General features: G+C 33.5%; 19 protein-coding genes. 14 read left to right on the top strand and 5 right to left on the bottom strand.

Annotation, left to right across the window (positions count from 1 at the left end):
- Positions 1-69: 69 nt before the first annotated feature.
- The 3 genes from IMCC3317_RS13225 to IMCC3317_RS13235 all read right to left on the bottom strand — a co-directional run bounded on the left by IMCC3317_RS13225 (position 70) and on the right by IMCC3317_RS13235 (position 4104).
- Positions 70-2559 (bottom strand): TonB-dependent receptor, encoded by a 2490-nt coding sequence (locus IMCC3317_RS13225; protein WP_228054791.1) that lies wholly within the window; start codon positions 2557-2559, stop codon positions 70-72.
- Between the two features lie 43 nt (positions 2560-2602).
- Complete coding sequence (locus IMCC3317_RS13230) at positions 2603-3526, bottom strand: FecR family protein (protein WP_160129975.1); 924 nt, start codon at positions 3524-3526, stop codon at positions 2603-2605.
- Positions 3527-3588: 62 nt separating this feature from the next.
- Positions 3589-4104: an RNA polymerase sigma factor gene (locus IMCC3317_RS13235; RefSeq protein WP_160129976.1), complete on the bottom strand. Its 516-nt coding sequence runs from the start codon at positions 4102-4104 to the stop codon at positions 3589-3591.
- Between the two features lie 202 nt (positions 4105-4306).
- Here IMCC3317_RS13235 and IMCC3317_RS13240 point away from each other — a divergent pair, with 202 nt between their 5' ends.
- From IMCC3317_RS13240 to IMCC3317_RS13290, 11 genes are all read left to right on the top strand, one after another.
- Entirely contained in the window at positions 4307-5368 is a 1062-nt protein-coding gene (locus IMCC3317_RS13240; RefSeq protein WP_160129977.1) for a hypothetical protein, read from the top strand.
- A 106-nt stretch (positions 5369-5474) separates the two neighbouring features.
- A complete protein-coding gene (locus tag IMCC3317_RS13245; protein WP_160129978.1) occupies positions 5475-6251 on the top strand; it encodes a membrane metalloprotease in 777 nt (258 codons plus the stop codon).
- A gap of 43 nt (positions 6252-6294) precedes the next feature.
- The gene (locus tag IMCC3317_RS13250; protein WP_160129979.1) at positions 6295-6885 is read left to right on the top strand and encodes a porin family protein; all 591 of its coding nucleotides are present in this window, start codon (positions 6295-6297) and stop codon (positions 6883-6885) included.
- A gap of 88 nt (positions 6886-6973) precedes the next feature.
- Complete coding sequence (locus IMCC3317_RS13255; protein WP_160129980.1) at positions 6974-7801, top strand: hypothetical protein; 828 nt, start codon at positions 6974-6976, stop codon at positions 7799-7801.
- Positions 7802-7817: 16 nt separating this feature from the next.
- A complete protein-coding gene (locus IMCC3317_RS13260) occupies positions 7818-8591 on the top strand; it encodes an EI24 domain-containing protein (protein ID WP_160129981.1) in 774 nt (257 codons plus the stop codon).
- Positions 8592-8653: 62 nt separating this feature from the next.
- Positions 8654-8821 carry a hypothetical protein gene (locus tag IMCC3317_RS13265; protein WP_160129982.1) on the top strand — a complete coding sequence of 56 codons (168 nt, stop codon included), beginning with the start codon at positions 8654-8656 and terminating at the stop codon, positions 8819-8821.
- Positions 8822-8861: 40 nt separating this feature from the next.
- On the top strand, positions 8862-9062 hold the full coding sequence (locus IMCC3317_RS13270) for a hypothetical protein (protein WP_160129983.1): 201 nt from the start codon (positions 8862-8864) through the stop codon (positions 9060-9062).
- A 199-nt stretch (positions 9063-9261) separates the two neighbouring features.
- The gene (gene hemF, locus IMCC3317_RS13275) at positions 9262-10167 is read left to right on the top strand and encodes an oxygen-dependent coproporphyrinogen oxidase (protein ID WP_160129984.1); all 906 of its coding nucleotides are present in this window, start codon (positions 9262-9264) and stop codon (positions 10165-10167) included.
- A 158-nt stretch (positions 10168-10325) separates the two neighbouring features.
- Positions 10326-10757 (top strand): PaaI family thioesterase, encoded by a 432-nt coding sequence (locus IMCC3317_RS13280; RefSeq protein ID WP_160129985.1) that lies wholly within the window; start codon positions 10326-10328, stop codon positions 10755-10757.
- A 29-nt stretch (positions 10758-10786) separates the two neighbouring features.
- Complete coding sequence (locus tag IMCC3317_RS13285; RefSeq protein WP_160129986.1) at positions 10787-12079, top strand: ATP-binding protein; 1293 nt, start codon at positions 10787-10789, stop codon at positions 12077-12079.
- Positions 12079-13305 carry a tetratricopeptide repeat protein gene (locus IMCC3317_RS13290; RefSeq protein WP_160129987.1) on the top strand — a complete coding sequence of 409 codons (1227 nt, stop codon included), beginning with the start codon at positions 12079-12081 and terminating at the stop codon, positions 13303-13305. The genes IMCC3317_RS13285 and IMCC3317_RS13290 overlap by 1 nt, the downstream gene beginning before the upstream one ends.
- Before the next feature lie 17 nt (positions 13306-13322).
- On the opposite strand, the gene IMCC3317_RS13295 is transcribed toward IMCC3317_RS13290, so the two are convergent.
- Together IMCC3317_RS13295 and IMCC3317_RS13300 are read right to left on the bottom strand one after the other, a co-directional pair.
- Positions 13323-13607 (bottom strand): helix-turn-helix domain-containing protein, encoded by a 285-nt coding sequence (locus IMCC3317_RS13295; protein WP_160129988.1) that lies wholly within the window; start codon positions 13605-13607, stop codon positions 13323-13325.
- A 2-nt stretch (positions 13608-13609) separates the two neighbouring features.
- Positions 13610-13948: a type II toxin-antitoxin system RelE/ParE family toxin gene (locus IMCC3317_RS13300; RefSeq protein ID WP_160129989.1), complete on the bottom strand. Its 339-nt coding sequence runs from the start codon at positions 13946-13948 to the stop codon at positions 13610-13612.
- A gap of 198 nt (positions 13949-14146) precedes the next feature.
- Here IMCC3317_RS13300 and hemB point away from each other — a divergent pair, with 198 nt between their 5' ends.
- Genes hemB through IMCC3317_RS13315 form a run of 3 tightly spaced genes read left to right on the top strand, consistent with a single transcriptional unit; the run spans position 14147 to position 16035 of the window.
- Complete coding sequence (hemB, locus tag IMCC3317_RS13305; RefSeq protein WP_160129990.1) at positions 14147-15121, top strand: porphobilinogen synthase; 975 nt, start codon at positions 14147-14149, stop codon at positions 15119-15121.
- Between the two features lie 3 nt (positions 15122-15124).
- Entirely contained in the window at positions 15125-15514 is a 390-nt protein-coding gene (locus IMCC3317_RS13310; protein WP_160129991.1) for a c-type cytochrome, read from the top strand.
- A gap of 14 nt (positions 15515-15528) precedes the next feature.
- On the top strand, positions 15529-16035 hold the full coding sequence (locus IMCC3317_RS13315) for a DinB family protein (RefSeq protein WP_160129992.1): 507 nt from the start codon (positions 15529-15531) through the stop codon (positions 16033-16035).
- Positions 16036-16042 lie beyond the last annotated feature (7 nt).

Here is a 16042-nt window from a genome sequence, read left to right on the forward strand (position 1 = left end):
CCGTTGTTTACGAAAGTGAGCAACGGATTTTTTAGGTTTTATATTGATGTGAATTCCGCTTAAAGCGAATTAAAAACTCACCCGAAAACTAACATTCGGCGTCATGCGAAGCGAAATATTGTCTACACGTTTTGCTTTGGTGTTGTCTTCGGAATCAACTTCATAGTATCGATTGATCACATTTCGTTCATTTGTGATATTTAAAACGCCTGCTTTTAGTGTTCCTTTGATATCGTTGTGAATATTAAATCCGTAACTTATTGAAGCATCTAATCGTTTGAAATTGTTTAAAAAACTGCTGTTTGGCTCTTCATAATTGACTTGTGTAAAGTTTCCGTTTTGAACCGTTTCATTTCCTTCAATTGGTTCTGTATACGGTTGTCCTGAACGCCAAATTCCGCCCACGGAAATTTTTAAATTTTTGATAAATTCATAGTTAAACGCTGCCGAAACCGAATGTCGCGCATCTACATTGTTTGGAAACTTTGAAGGTGTAAATTGATCAAACGTATAATCGTTTATGCTATGTGTATAACTTATCCAAGCGCTATATGCATCAGCTGTTTTATTTGCCAAAAATTCCAACCCATATGATTGATAACTTCCAGTAGCATCGCTAAATTGCAATCCGTTATAAAAACCTTGACTTGATGTCGTAATTCCGTCTATATTTTTATAAAATCCCGTAACATCTATTACTAGATTATTATGATTGAATTCAATTCCTGCCGAGCCTTGAATACTTTCTGCAATTGGAATATTTTCGTTATTTGCTAAAATCCAACGGCGGTTTTCCACACCTAAGAAATCATCTTGAAAATCTACAATTTGTGTTGCTGATTGATTTTTAAATTCTCCTAAAAATTTTACTGCAAATTGGTTAGATAATTTTTGTCGAATGTTGATTCGAGGTTCCAATCGAAATTTTTGAAACTGCTGAAAATAGTTGGCGCGCAAACCTAATCTCACGTAAGTGTTCTCCTTTTTATATTCGGCTTCCGCAAATGCAGCATGATTGAGCAACACATCTTTTTTGATTCTTTCAAAGAACGGTAAACTTACCTTGGTTTCGTTTAAAATCCCTATTTCGTTAAACTGATAACCAGCATTTAGTCGAATGTTTTCGGTCCATTTGTATGAAGCTTTTAGTTTGATTCCAGTTTCAATGACTTCATTAATTTGCGTCAATCGCTGATCTGATTCTACTCTGTAATCATCAGCATCAACCATGTATGTTGAATAAAAACCTGAAAATTCTGTGTTTAATTTATCGCTCCACGAAGCTTTCCAATTTCCGCTCGTTCCAATATTAGACTGATTCAATTCGCTTACACGTGAAATAGTTTCATCGGACGTATTTGTCGTTGTTTCCATATAATCCAACTGATTGTCAATACTTAAAAAACTAAGTCGAAACTGATGATTTTCATTGAAATCATACAGAATTTTAGCCGAATAATCATTAAATACAAAGTTGGAAGTTGTTGCTGCTTCATTGATGTTATCGCTATTGATATTGATGTCGCTATCTTGAAAACTTCGATCAAAATAGCGGTCGTATGTTGGCGTGTTGAAAATGTCTGTATACGAACGTCTCGCAGAAACGTGTAGTTCTAAATTTTCAGTCAGCGGAATTTCTAAAAAGGCATCTGCACTTATCAAATCAAATCCAAAACCACCTGAAAATTCATTGGTAATATTGTCTTTAGTTTCCATTTTTATCGTGCTTGAAACTCCATCGCTATATTCGCTACTTGTTCCGTTTTTGGTCACAGTAACTTTCTCTGTTAAGTATGGATTGTACGCAGAAATTAACCCAAAAAAGTGTCCTGAATGATACATTTTAATTCCGTCCCAAAGCATTAGATTTTGGTCATTTGTTCCGCCACGTACATTGATATTTGCAATACTTTCATTTGCACTTTCCACACCTGGTAAGGCTTGAATGGATTGTAAAATATCGGGAGCTGTCAATCCTGGCAAGATTCCAAACTCTTTGGTGTTTAAAACGGTACTTCCATCCAATATTTTTTGAAGTCCAGTAGTTAGAAACTTTACAATCACTATTTCGTCTAAGTTTTCATTGATTGGTTTTAATGAAATTGTACGACAATCGCTAGTGGTAAATATATCTTTTGCAATCACTGTTTTTGATTCGTATCCTAAATAAGAGATCAAAATTTGTGCGTTTGGGGAAACTTGGTTGAGTATAAATTTTCCAGTTTCAGAAGTTGTACTTCCTCTAGTTTCGCCAGCAATGGCAATAGTTCCGCCAAAAAGCGCGTCATTTGTTTCTGCAGATTTTAAATACCCACAAATGTCAATCTTTTTATCTAGCACAGAAACCGTAACATACCGTTCATTCAGCATTTTGAAGTTCAGTAAGGTTTGTGTGTTTAAATACGCAACGGCTTCTTGTAGATTGAGCGAATCGTTTGGCGGATGTATTTTGATACTTCCTAAATCTTCTACCGCATACGAAAACTTGACATCGTATTTTTTTTCTAGCGCGCTAATGACTTCAGTTAGCAGCTGTTTTTCTTGCGTATTTTGTGCCATCAAACAGTGGCATATCACAAAAAATAAAATATAGAGATACTTTTTATTTACTGCCATGATTGTAAAATATCACTTTTTTGTCTTCAATCGTATATGTCATTCGCAACGGTATTGTCACAGATTGTAACGCTAATTCTTTGTTGTTGTGTGCAAAAGTTCCTGTGTATAATTGTGTCGTATCTACATCATTTGTTTTGATTACGATATCATATTGACGCTCTAATTCTTCAATTACTTGCGATAATGGAACTCTGTCAAAAGTAGATTCATTTTGCATCCACGAAGGATTTTCGCTGGTAATGTCATAGACATTTACATCTTTCTCATTGACAATTCGGAATGCTTTTCCTTTGGTTAAGATAACCGTTTCTTTGCCATAGGTTACGCTTACTTTTCCTTCGAAACATTGAACGTCAAAGTAATTTTTTCGGTCTTTGATATTAAATTGTGTTCCTAATACCTGAACTGTTCCTTCGTCCATTTGAACCGTAAATTTTTCACCTTTACTTACTTTAAAAAAGGCTTCACCATCTAATTCTAAGTTGCGTTCTTTTTCCCAAGAATCTTTGACATATGATAGTTTAGAACCTGCGTTTAAAGTTACTTCTGAGCCATCTGGCAAAGAGATTTGTTTGTTTTGCGCAAATGAAGTTTCTAGCGTAAATGTATTGTTTGAAAGTAATAAATAGGAAACTGTAACTAATAATAAAACGGCGGCGGCTATTTTAGAGATAAAGCTAATATTTAATTTTCTAACTTTCGTTTCTTCCTTTTTTGTTTTTGTTAGATAGTTTGTTTTAAAATCATTTAATGCCGCTTCAACATCACGTTTAGGCACCTCAAATTGTGCTCCATAGAAATTAATTTTTTCCAAAGTATCAACATCGCCAGTTTCGTGTAAACTTTTGATTTCTTCTTCGGAAAGCGCTCCATTAAACCATTTTAATATGTCTTTTTCTTTGTCCATATGTAGTTTTCTATATGTAAGACAACTCTATTTTAGTTTACCCTACGGAAAAACGAAATAGATTATAATCCTTCTATTTTAGTTCGTAAATATTTTAATGCCAATGACATGCGTTTTTCAACAGTTTTTTGAGAAATGTCTAATAATTCGGCAATTTCTCTATATTTTTTTCCTTCGATTCTATTTAATAAAAATACTTCGCGCTCTTTATCTTCTAGACCTGCAATAGCAGCTTGAAGCTTCTTTTTAAACTCGTTTTCTTGCATGATATATTCAGGATCCTGATTGGTGCGATCCATATACGAGGAACCTTGTTCATATGTTAACACCACTTTTTGATGTTTAACAATGTTTAAGAAGGTATTATTTATGGTTGTGAATAAATACGTCTTTGCTTTTGAGGTATCTATTTTTGCACAATTCTCCCAAATTTTCACAAAAGCTTCTTGAATAATATCCATAGAAGTTGCTTTGTCTCCACTTTTATAGAAAGCAAAATTACTCGCAGCTTGTAGATACGTAGCATAAAATTTAGTAAAGTAATCTTCATCACATAAATTATCGTGCTCCGATTGCATAAATTATCTTTTAGATTTTTACTTTTACAAAAGTATGATATTTTAATGTATTATAAATTATTGATTATCAAGTGGTTGCTATTTTTTTTGAAAAAAATTAAAAAAATCATAGGGTAAATAGTTGCTGCGTTGTCTTAAGTTCGAAATAACGAAAAACAATTTATTTACAAACAAAAAATAGCAAACTAAAAAAACAATCATTATGAAAAATTTAAAGCTTTTAACATTCCTTATTGTATCATTCGCAATGATAACTTCATGCCAAGATTCAATTGATTCAGAAAATGGAGATAATCCAAATCCAAATGTGACTACGAATTCTGCAAATTCTGCAACAACTCTAAATTTAGCAAGAACAAATATGTTCGACGGATCTTTTGACGATTATTTGGATGGAGTTTCTTGTTCATCTGTTTTATTACCCGTAACAGCTACTGTAAACGGAACGCAAGTTTCTATTGTTTCGCAAGCAGATTATCAATTAGTTCTAAATATTATAGGACAATTTAATACGGATAACGATACTGTTGAGTTTCAATTTCCGATCTCAGTAAGGTTAAGTGATTACACGGAAGTTACAATTACGAATGAAGCAGATTATCAAGCATTAATCAACGAATGTGAAACAGCACAAAATACGGCGCAAGATGCAATTTCATGTGTAGATATTCAGTTTCCGATCGCCATCTTAAATTATGATGCTACTTTGAACCAAACTGGAAGTATTTCTGTACAATCTGAAGAGCAATTATATAACTTTGTTAATGACATAGGTGATGATGAATTTTACGCAATAAGCTATCCGATTACGGTGATTTTGAATGACGAAACTACGGCAACAATCAACAGTGATTTAGAATTACAATCGAGTATTGAAAACTGCTTAGATGTGGAAGAATTAGAAGACGAAGCAAACGACAATGCAGATGATTTAGAAGTAATTTTAGTAGACGGACTATTTAGAGTAGAATCGTTTGTAAACTCAGGTACTGACACAGCAAATGCATATGCAGAGTTTACCATTGATTTTTCAAATGACTTATCAGTTGAAGCGCAAAATATAATCAATAGTACTATTGAAAATGTAGAAGGAACATACGAAGTAACTTCGGAAACAGAAGTATTCTTAACGTTGAATTTCTCTGGAAACGCTTCATTTGAATTATTAAACCAAACGTGGGAAGTAATGAGTGCTTCTCAGACTACAATTTCATTGCGTAGTACGGTAAATAGCGCCATCACTTTAGTGTTGACTGACATATAATATTATCCCTGAACCTGCCCATAGTTACTATGGTTGAACAATTGTCAAAAAATACTTGGCAATTGTTCTTTTTTAAAATAATTTTGCATCCTAAAAAATAATTGTCATGCTTAAAAAAGGAATCTTAGTACTTATCTGTTTCACATTTTTTGCTTGTTCAGAAGATGAAAGCATCACGCCAACGAACAACGGAACACCAAATCCAACGACGGCTAATTTACAAGCGGTTGGAAGTTCAGCCAATGATATTTTATCAGACCATACATATACAAGTTTATCAATTGAAATTGTATATGTACAAGGTTTTGAACCGTCACAAACGGCTGTCAATAATTTCACTTCTTTTTTACAAGAACGAACGTTTAAACCTGATGGAATTTCGACAACACTTACCGCGATAGAATCGCCAGGAAATACTTCATATACAATTGAAGATATTTCGAATTTAGAAAGTATTCATCGAATGAATTATAATAGTGATTCTGAAGTTGTGATTTGGGTATTTTTTGCAGATGCACCTTCGGCAAGTAATACAAGTAGTGGAGTTGTACTTGGAACGGCTTATAGAAATACTTCTTTTGTAATTTATGAGCAAACGATACAAGAATTGAGTGACGAACCTTTTGAACCAAATAGAAGTGTTTTGGAAACAACAGTCATTAAACATGAGTTCGGGCATTTGTTAGGATTAACGAATTTAGGTTCCGCATTACAAAGTGCTCATGAAGATGCCGAACATCCAAAACATTGTGATGTAGATTCGTGCTTAATGTATTGGGCTGCCGAAACTGGTTCAGGAATTTCCAATATGATTTCTGGCGGAAATGCTCCACAATTAGACGCACAATGTATTGCGGATTTACAAGCAAATGGCGGAAAATAAATTATAAATTCAATCAAATTAAAAATCATTAAACAACAAGAAAATGAAAAAGACAATTTTAACTTTAGGAATTATTTTAATGGCATTTCAAGTAGGAAATGCACAAGATGTAACTTCAAAAACAGCAAATGTTGGAATCAAAGGTGGTTACAATTTGGCTGCGGTGAGTTTTGATGGCGACGGCGAAACAAGTCAGCGTAGTGGTTTTCATATTGGTGTCTACGGAGAATCATTTTTGAGTGAAAGCTTCGCATTGCAATTGGAGCTTTTATATTCGCAACAAGGGTATGAAATTGAAGCAAATGGCGGAACTTTTACGCAAAAACTAGATTATTTGAATCTTCCAATCATACTAAAAGGATATATTAGCGACAACTTTTTCTTAGAAACTGGTCCACAAATTGGGTTGGCTATTTCGCACAAAGAAGAATTTGACAGCAGTTTCAACTTGTTTGATACAACTCAAGAATTTGATCCAAATAGTTTTGATTACGGCGTAAATTTTGGTGCTGGTTTTAAAACAGATTCAGGATTTACATTATCAGCGCGTTACCATTTAGGATTGGGCGATATTTATGACGAAGGAAGTCCAAAAAATCGTGTTTGGCTGTTTTCAGTAGGATTTGATTTATAGAAACATAGCACCTAAATAACCTCAAAATCCGTTGCTTTAATTAGCTTCGGATTTTTTTTTGAGCCTTATTTTATGCTACATTTACGGTATGAATACTTCCGCTGTTAATATTATTGGCAATCTAAATTTTGACAAAAAAACGATTAATTATTTATCGGTTTTAAAACCTGCGGCAACTGCTATTTTATTAGCGCCAAGCAAAATAGAACTCAAAGATATTATTCGATATACCTTGATGGATTTAGCATTAAAAAAAGTGTTGGTCATTAAGAAAAAACATATCCAATTGCATCCAAGTGATCCATATAAGAGAACACGAACAACTGTTGAAACTGCTAAAAATTTCAACGCATACTACAAAAGTGAATTTGAAAAATACTTTCTAACGATTATTGATAATGCAAGTTACTTTCATTTGCGTTCGTATTTACACAGAGTGTATACCGATATGCCACGAGATCATGTAGTAAAACGGCAGGTAATCAAAGAACATAAAATTCAAAATTTATTCTCTAATTCTTTCATTTACAGCATATTTAATGTGTTTCGATTAAATACTTCAGGAAGAAAAGTTCAAAATGAAATACAACGATATCTTTCTGCAATTGATGAAAACATTGTGCAAATCATTGAAGAATCGCCCGAACAAGCATTGAAATTAGTATCTTTTTTAAAAGGAAATATTTTCTTGTTGAAAAACTTAACTTTTGAATTATTAGAAAAAATCAACGCGTTAATCATTCAAAATAAAAATATCTCTCGTGATACGTATTTTGAAATGTTTGATATATTTGATTTTTCAGAAATATTTTTCACTTCTCTCTCAGAAGAAATCACATTACTATTAGATAGTATAGAAATTGATTTTAATTCTAGTGACGGAGGCGATTTTGATATAGGAGATTTTATAGATTAATTGTACATTAGGACTTATGATAAAAGATATATTTAACGGAATTCAAGCCTATTTTTCAGCATATACATTACTGAATAAACTCAATTTGTGGCGCTTTTTTGTGATTCCGATCGTGATTAGTTTTTTGCTTGGTATTTTCATCATTTTTACTGCGTATGGTTTGTCAGACAACATTGGAAATTACATTGCTAGTATTTGGGGATTTACTTGGGGAAAACAAACTGTTACGACGATAAGTCATTTTATTGGCGGATTGATCGTTCTTGCAGTTGGAATCATTATTTTCAAACATACACTCATGGCAATTGTTTCGCCGTTTATGAGTCCAATATCTGAAAAAATAGAACAGCATCTTTTAGGAACTGTTCGCAAACAAACCACTGGATTCAAAGCGCAAACCTCAACATTGGCAAGAGGAATCAGATTAAATTTTCGAAATTTGATCGTAGAAATTTTATGGATCATTCCATTTTTTATATTCAGTTTCATTCCGTTAATTGGAATAATTTTCTTGTTCTTAATCTTTTTAATACAAGCGTATTATGCAGGTTTTGGAAACATGGATTATACGTTAGAACGCTACTTTCCGTATAAAAAAAGTATTGAATTTGTTCGGAAAAACAGAGGAATTGCCATTGGAAACGGAGTTGGTTTTATGCTTATTTTATTAATTCCGATTATTGGAATTTTAATTGTATTGCCATTATCGGTTGTTGCTTCAACGGTAACGACTTTGAAAGCGTTACATCCTGAAAAATTCGACAAAAACAACCGTATTATTACAACTTAAGCACATACTTTAATTGCATGTTTTTACTTATATTTACTACTTAACTAAAAATTATAAATATCATGAAAAAAAGTAAAACCAAATTAGCATTCAGCAAAAGCACTATTTCTGCTTTAGAAAATATTCGTGGAGGACGTTCTGAAACTTCTTATAGTTGTCCTGGAGATCAGTGTCTGACTGACGCAAAAACGTGTGTTAACAACGGACCATGTGATAATACCATAAGATAATTCTTCAAAATTCAGTACATAACCAAAAATTATAAATAATATGAAAAAAAGTAAAGCGAAATTAAATTTAGGTAAAAACACAATTGTCTCATTAGAAAAAGAAGTTCAAAAAATAATTAATGGTGGTCGTGAACCTTTACAAGCACCAACGGATAGTTGTCCTGGAGCCGCTTGTCCAAGCGAACGAAACAGTTGTAACTTGTCATGTAATGGTTATCCAAAATGTGATGGTTTTAACTAAAAAAAGAAGTCTATATAAAAGAAGAAATCAGCAATGGTTTCTTCTTTTTTGTTAAAAACGTATTGTATATTATTTCTACAGAAAAAGTATCTTTGTATAATACCAAATTAAAATTTAAAATGACCGTTTAAAATCGTTTTAAACATTATTTGGTATAACTCAAAAAAGCACCAAAATTATTTAAATTAAGGCGAAAACAATGAAAGATCTTTTTCTCAATTATATTCATCAATTACAAGACACTATTACATCAACACTAGAAAAAGTTGATGGAAAAACAACCTTTGAAGAAGACTTATGGAAACGTCCAGAAGGCGGCGGCGGACGAACGCGTGTCATTGAAAATGGAGCAATTTTTGAAAAAGGTGGTGTTAATATTTCGGCAGTTCACGGCGAACTTCCAGAAGCATTACGAAAAAATTTCAACGTGGAACAAGGCGATTTTTTTGCATGCGGATTGAGCTTAGTATTGCATCCAAAAAATCCATTTATTCCAACAGTTCATGCCAATTGGCGTTATTTTGAAATGTATGATAAGGAAGGAAATGTTGTCACACAATGGTTTGGTGGCGGACAAGATTTAACGCCATATTACTTGTTTGAAGAAGATGCAACACACTTTCATACAGTTTGTAAAACGGCGTGTGACAAACATCATCCGGAATTTTATCCAACACATAAAAAAACCTGTGACAATTACTTTTGGAATTCACATCGTGACGAAGCGCGTGGCGTTGGCGGATTATTTTTTGATTACCTAAAAGAAACGGACGAATTTTCCATGCAAGATCGGTTTGACTTTGTAACTGAAGTTGGAAACAGTTTCCTAGAAAGTTATGTGCCAATTGTAGAACGCAGAAAAAATATTGAATACACACAAAATCATAAAGATTGGCAAGAAGTACGTCGCGGACGATATGTTGAGTTCAATTTGGTTCATGACAGAGGAACTTTATTTGGCTTAAAAACTAACGGACGCATTGAAAGTATTTTAATGAGTTTGCCGCCAACAGTGCAGTGGAAATACAATCATCATCCTGAAATTGGAAGTGAAGAAGCAAAACTGATTGAGGTTTTGATGAATCCGAAAGATTGGGTTTTGTAAGTATGATTAGCTAACAATGGTCATTGCGAATGAAATGAAGCAATCTGTTGAATTTAAGTTGCTAATCTAAAGATTACTTCGAAATTAAGAATTTCTCGTAATGACAATATTCGTGTATTCGTGGCAAACAACAACGAAGAATTCACTAATTTTATACAATGGAACATTACCAAAAATTAGAGCGAATGTATTTGGCAGCAAATATGAATACACAACTCTATGAAACCACAGAAATAAAAATTGAAGATGAAGTTGCAGAAATAAAGTTGACAATTGATTCCAAATATTTTCATGCGCTTGGCGCGATTCACGGTTCGGTATATTTCAAACTATTGGATGATGCCGCTTTTTTTGCCGTAAGTTCTATTATAAAAGATGTATTTTTATTAACAACTTCATTCAACATTAACATTACTAGACCTGTAAGCCAAGGCGTAATTACTGCAACAGGAAAGCTGAAATTCAAATCGCGAAATCTATTTGTTGCCGAAAGTAGTTTGGTCGACGAAAAAGGCCGGGAAATAGCTTTTGGGACAGGAAATTTTACCAAAAGCAATATTTCATTAACGGAAGAAATTGGTTATAAATAAAAGTGTTTATCTTACAAAAAATTAAACAAATGTTAGAAAGTTTACTAGAAGCATTACAATTTTCTCCAAATAATATTCCACTCAAACTTCAAATTGCCAAATTGTTTATGCAACAAGGAAGTTTTGCTGAAGCGGAACAACATTTTATTCAAATTATTGATTTAGATAGCAATCACATAGAAGCAAAATATGAATTGGCTAGTTGTTTTTACAAGCAGCAAAAAATTACAGCTTGCGAAGTTTTGTTGGAAGAAATTATAAAAGTACGATCAGATCGAAAGTTTTTAGAATTGTTATGTTATTGTCAAATAAATCAAGAAAATTACAGCGACGCGCAAGAAACATATAGAGAATTACTTGAGCTTGATCCATCTTATGAAAATGAAGATTTTGACAATGTATTAAAAGTAAACACAACGCGCGAACCAGATTTTGTTGATGAAGATGGTTTATCTTTTCTAAAAAAACCAACGACAAATTTTGCCAGTATTGGCGGAATGGAAGAAATCAAAAAGGAAATTGATCTCAAAATCATAAAACCATTAGAACATAAAGATTTATACAAAGCGTACGGTAAAAAAATTGGTGGCGGAATTTTATTATACGGTCCGCCAGGTTGCGGAAAAACACATATTGCACGTGCAACTGCAGGCGAAATTGACGCGAATTTTATCAGTATTGGAATCAACGATATTTTGGATATGTGGATTGGAAGTTCAGAGAAAAACTTACATGAAATCTTTGAAACTGCGCGCGCAAATACACCGTGCGTCATTTTTATTGATGAAATTGATGCGCTTGGCGCGAATAGAAACGATGTAAATAAAACTTCAGGAAGGTCTGTTATTAATCAGTTTCTAGCGGAATTGGACGGAATTGACGCCGATAACGACGGAATTTTAGTGCTTGGCGCTACGAATGCTCCTTGGCATTTAGATCCAGCTTTTCGTCGTCCAGGACGTTTTGATCGCATCATATTTGTTTCGCCACCAGATGTGGAAGCAAAAGCGGAAATATTTAACATTCATCTCAAAGAAAAACCAACAGAAACCATTGATTATATGTCATTGGCAAAAGCGGCAAAAGAATTTTCGGGCGCAGATATTCAGGCAGCAATTGATGTTGCTATTGAAGTAAAACTGGAAGCTTCTTTTAAAGACGGAATTCCAAAACCACTAAGCACGAAAGACATTTTAAAAGCAATCAAAAAAGTAAAACCAAGCACTAAAGAATGGTTTGTATCTTCTAAAAACTACGCGTTGTATGCAAATGATAGCGGATTGTACGATGATATTTTAGCATATTTAAAAATCAAAAAATAATGGAATCTAAAAGTCATTTAAGAGGCGCACAATTGTTCGAATTAGGACGTTTTAAAGAAGCAATTCCTGTTCTAAATCAAGCGATTTCGGAAAGTGTTTACAATTATGCAAGCAAGTATTATTTGGCACTTTGTTTTTTTAATATTGATGCATATGATAAATCATCCAAAATTATAGATGAGTTATTGCAAGAATCACCAAACGAAGGAAATTTATTTTTTATAAAAGCACAAATTGCGTCACGTTTAGATAAAACTTCAGAAGCGTTAAATTTAATCAATCAAAGTATTGCATTAGATCCGTATCAAGCAGATTATTTTGCGTTTAAAGGCGCGTTATTAATGGCAAACAAAAAGTTTGAACCTGCGTTAGATTTTGTGAATCAAGGCTTACAACTCGATCCGAAAAATGCAGCGTGTCTAAATCTTCGCGCACGATTATTGACAAAATTAAACCGAAAAGAAGAAGCTCAAGAAACTGTTGAACATATTTTATACGACAACGCAGAAGACGATTATGCGCACGCAAATGTCGGTTGGGTTGCATTGGAAAATGGCAATACCAAGAAAGCGTTGCATCATTTTAAACAAGCGTTACAACTGAATCCAAACATGCAATACGCACGTGAAGGAATGACAACGGCTTTAAAATCGAAGAACTTTTTATACAAATGGTATCTAAAATATGCCTTTTGGATGAGCAATCAATCGTCTCGAAATCAATGGATTTTCATCATTGGTTTATATATTGCATATCGTATAGGAATTGTAGTTTTACAAGCATCTGACTTAACGTTTTTAGTAATTCCGTTAGTTATTGTGTATTTACTTTTTGTCCTTGGCGGATGGATTATGGAACCCTTATCCAACACCATTTTATTAGCCGATTCGTACGGAAAATATTTATTACAAGACCGTCAAAAATATAGTGGATACGCTTTTGGCGGATTGGCATTAGCAGGAATTTTGGCAGTTGGCGCCTATTTCACGTTTGGAAATGAACTGTATATGTTATGGGGATTAACCTTTTTCTGTGCGTTATTACCATTGCCGGGATCATTTTTAAGAGAACAAAAAAGAACAAGATTGATTGGACTTTTTTACGGAATCGCGATGATTTGCGTAGGATTTTTTGGCGTGTTTTTTACCAACGACATTATGCTCAACGGCGCAATCGTTTTAGGAATGATGGTTGTGTATACGTGGATTTCCGGGTTTATTTCTTAAAGAATTTATATACAACTTTATTCAACTGTCAACTGAATTGTTAGTCCCAAAGCGTTTGCAAGTAAAGCAAAATTAGATAATCTAATGTCTTCTCCGTTTTCAATTCTAGAAATATACGGCCTTTTCTTTCCAACTTTTTCTGCTAGATGTTCTTGAGTCATGTGTAATTCTTTCCTGCGATTCTTTATAATTTCTCCAAAATAATAGGAAAAAGCACCTTCTCTAAACGCTTCACGTTTTTCCGTGCCTTTTTTCCCATAACGTTTTGCAATTAATTCTTTTGCGTTTATTGATTTTCCCATAATTATTCTTCTTTTAAATAATTCTCCAGTATTTTTTCTGCTTGTTTAATTGCTTTTTTATAATCTTTAGTTCCTTTTTTTTGAAATCCATACAAGCAAATTGCTTTTTTACATTCTGAAAAATTCAGGTGGTCAATAGCAAAGATTACAATTCGATATTCGTTTCCTGATTTAATTCGCAATTCATAAAATTGTGTTGATTTCAGTTTTTTCAGAAAATTGGAATTAATCACTTTAATTTCACTGATAACTTCAATAAGTTGAAAAAATTTCAATGCAACTCTCTCTTCTTGACTGTCGATAAATTCCAAACATTCTTCTGCAATATCGATTTCTCTCATAGTACAAATGTAACTAATTAGTTACAATTTAATAGAAAATTTTTATTAAACGTGATTATTTGGACATAAAAATAAAACCATTTACAAATCATTTCTTTCTAATTTTCTGATATTCCCATTGTTTCATAGAATTCTATTAATTTAACATTCACTTTATAATTTAGTATCTTTGCACAAGTTACTTTTCAAACAAAAAATATGTTCCCACTTCGAAGAAATAGACGTTTACGTGCCAATGCTGCGATTCGCGGTTTGGTCAGAGAAAATATAATTACAGCAAACGATTTTTTAGTGCCACTTTTTGTGGTGGAAGGCAAAGGAATCAAAGAAGAAATTCTGTCCATGCCAAATTATTACCGACATAGTTTAGATACATTAGTTACTGAAGTAAAATTGCTTTGGAGTTTAGGTTTGCGCTCCGTTTTGCTGTTTGTAAAAGTGCCCGATAATTTAAAAGATAACAAAGGAACAGAAGCTTTAAATGCAGATGGTTTGATGCAACGCGCTATTAAAACCGTCAAAAATACCTGTCCTGATATAATTATTATGACAGATGTTGCGCTCGATCCGTATTCTTCTTTTGGTCATGATGGAATTGTGGAAGAAGGAAAAATTATCAATGACGATACGATTGAAGTTTTGGCTGAAATGAGCGTTTCGCATGCGGAAGCTGGCGCTAATATTGTGGCGCCAAGTGATATGATGGACGGACGAATTTTAAGCATCCGTGAAGCGTTAGAAGATGAAGGTTTCGTAGATGTTGGCATTATGAGTTACAGCGCAAAATACGCGTCTGCTTTTTACGGACCTTTTCGTGATGCACTCGATTCTGCTCCTGGTTTTGGCGATAAAAAAACCTACCAAATGGATCCTGCAAATCGGCATGAAGCCATGCGCGAAACTGAAATGGATATTGATGAAGGCGCCGATATTGTGATGGTAAAACCTGGAATGGCGTATTTGGATATTGTGCGAGAAATTAAAAATGAATTTGATGTTCCTGTTGCGGTCTATCAAGTTAGTGGCGAATATGCAATGATTAAAGCTGCGGCTGAAAAAGGTTGGCTCAACCATGATGAAGTTATGATGGAATCGATTATGGCATTTAAACGTGCTGGCGCAGATGTCATTGCGAGTTATTTTGCTAAAGATGTGATTAAATTATTATCGTAAACGATGAAAGTTGCTTTTTCCATATTTATATTAATTACCATTGCTGGAATGGCTTTATTGGTATTTATAAATATTGAAGAACAAGAAAAAACGTACGCTTCACAACCAATTTTTATCTGTGGAACTCCTTCTCTAGATTCTTCTGAAGAAGCAAAAAAAGGAAGAAGCTTATTTAACGCAAATTGTGCTGCTTGTCATAAATTAGACGCGCAATCTACTGGTCCGCTATTACGAAGTATTAACGAACGCTATTCTGCGGAAGACATTATAAAGTTTATGAAAAATGATTTTTCAGGGGAAATTAAATATTCTGGAGAACGAGGTTATAAGTGCAATCCGTTTCCAAACCTAACTGATGCCGATATTAAAAATATTCTCTCATATACACACTAACCAAATTATCAATTATGAAAAAACACATATTTCTTCTAGTCATTTTCGTAAGTTCATTCGCGAAAGCGCAAGACACACCAATTTCAGCTTTTTTGGAAAAATGGGAGAACTCTAAAGATTATTTAGTAGAAATGGCAGAAGCAATGCCTGAAGATAAGTATGATTATAAACCAACCGAACGTCAAAAGACATTTAAAGAGCAGTTATTGCATATAAAACAGAATATGGATTGGTTGAGCAATCGGTATTTCGCGAAAGCAACACTTGAAAATATAAAAGTAACATACCCTACAAAAGCGGAAGTGATTGAAGCCATGAAGACATCTTTTGACAATACAGCAACAATTATAAAAACTGCAACTCCAGAAGATTTAAAAGAGTTGGTAGAATTTTTTGCAGGTCAAAAAACGAAATTGCAAATCTTGAATTTACTGCAAGATCATGTGACACATCACAGAGGACAACTCATCGTGTATTTGAACCTCAACGACATAAAACCGCCAACATATCGTGGTTGGTAGTTAAAAT

Source organism: Kordia antarctica (assembly GCF_009901525.1).
Classification (GTDB): domain Bacteria; phylum Bacteroidota; class Bacteroidia; order Flavobacteriales; family Flavobacteriaceae; genus Kordia; species Kordia antarctica.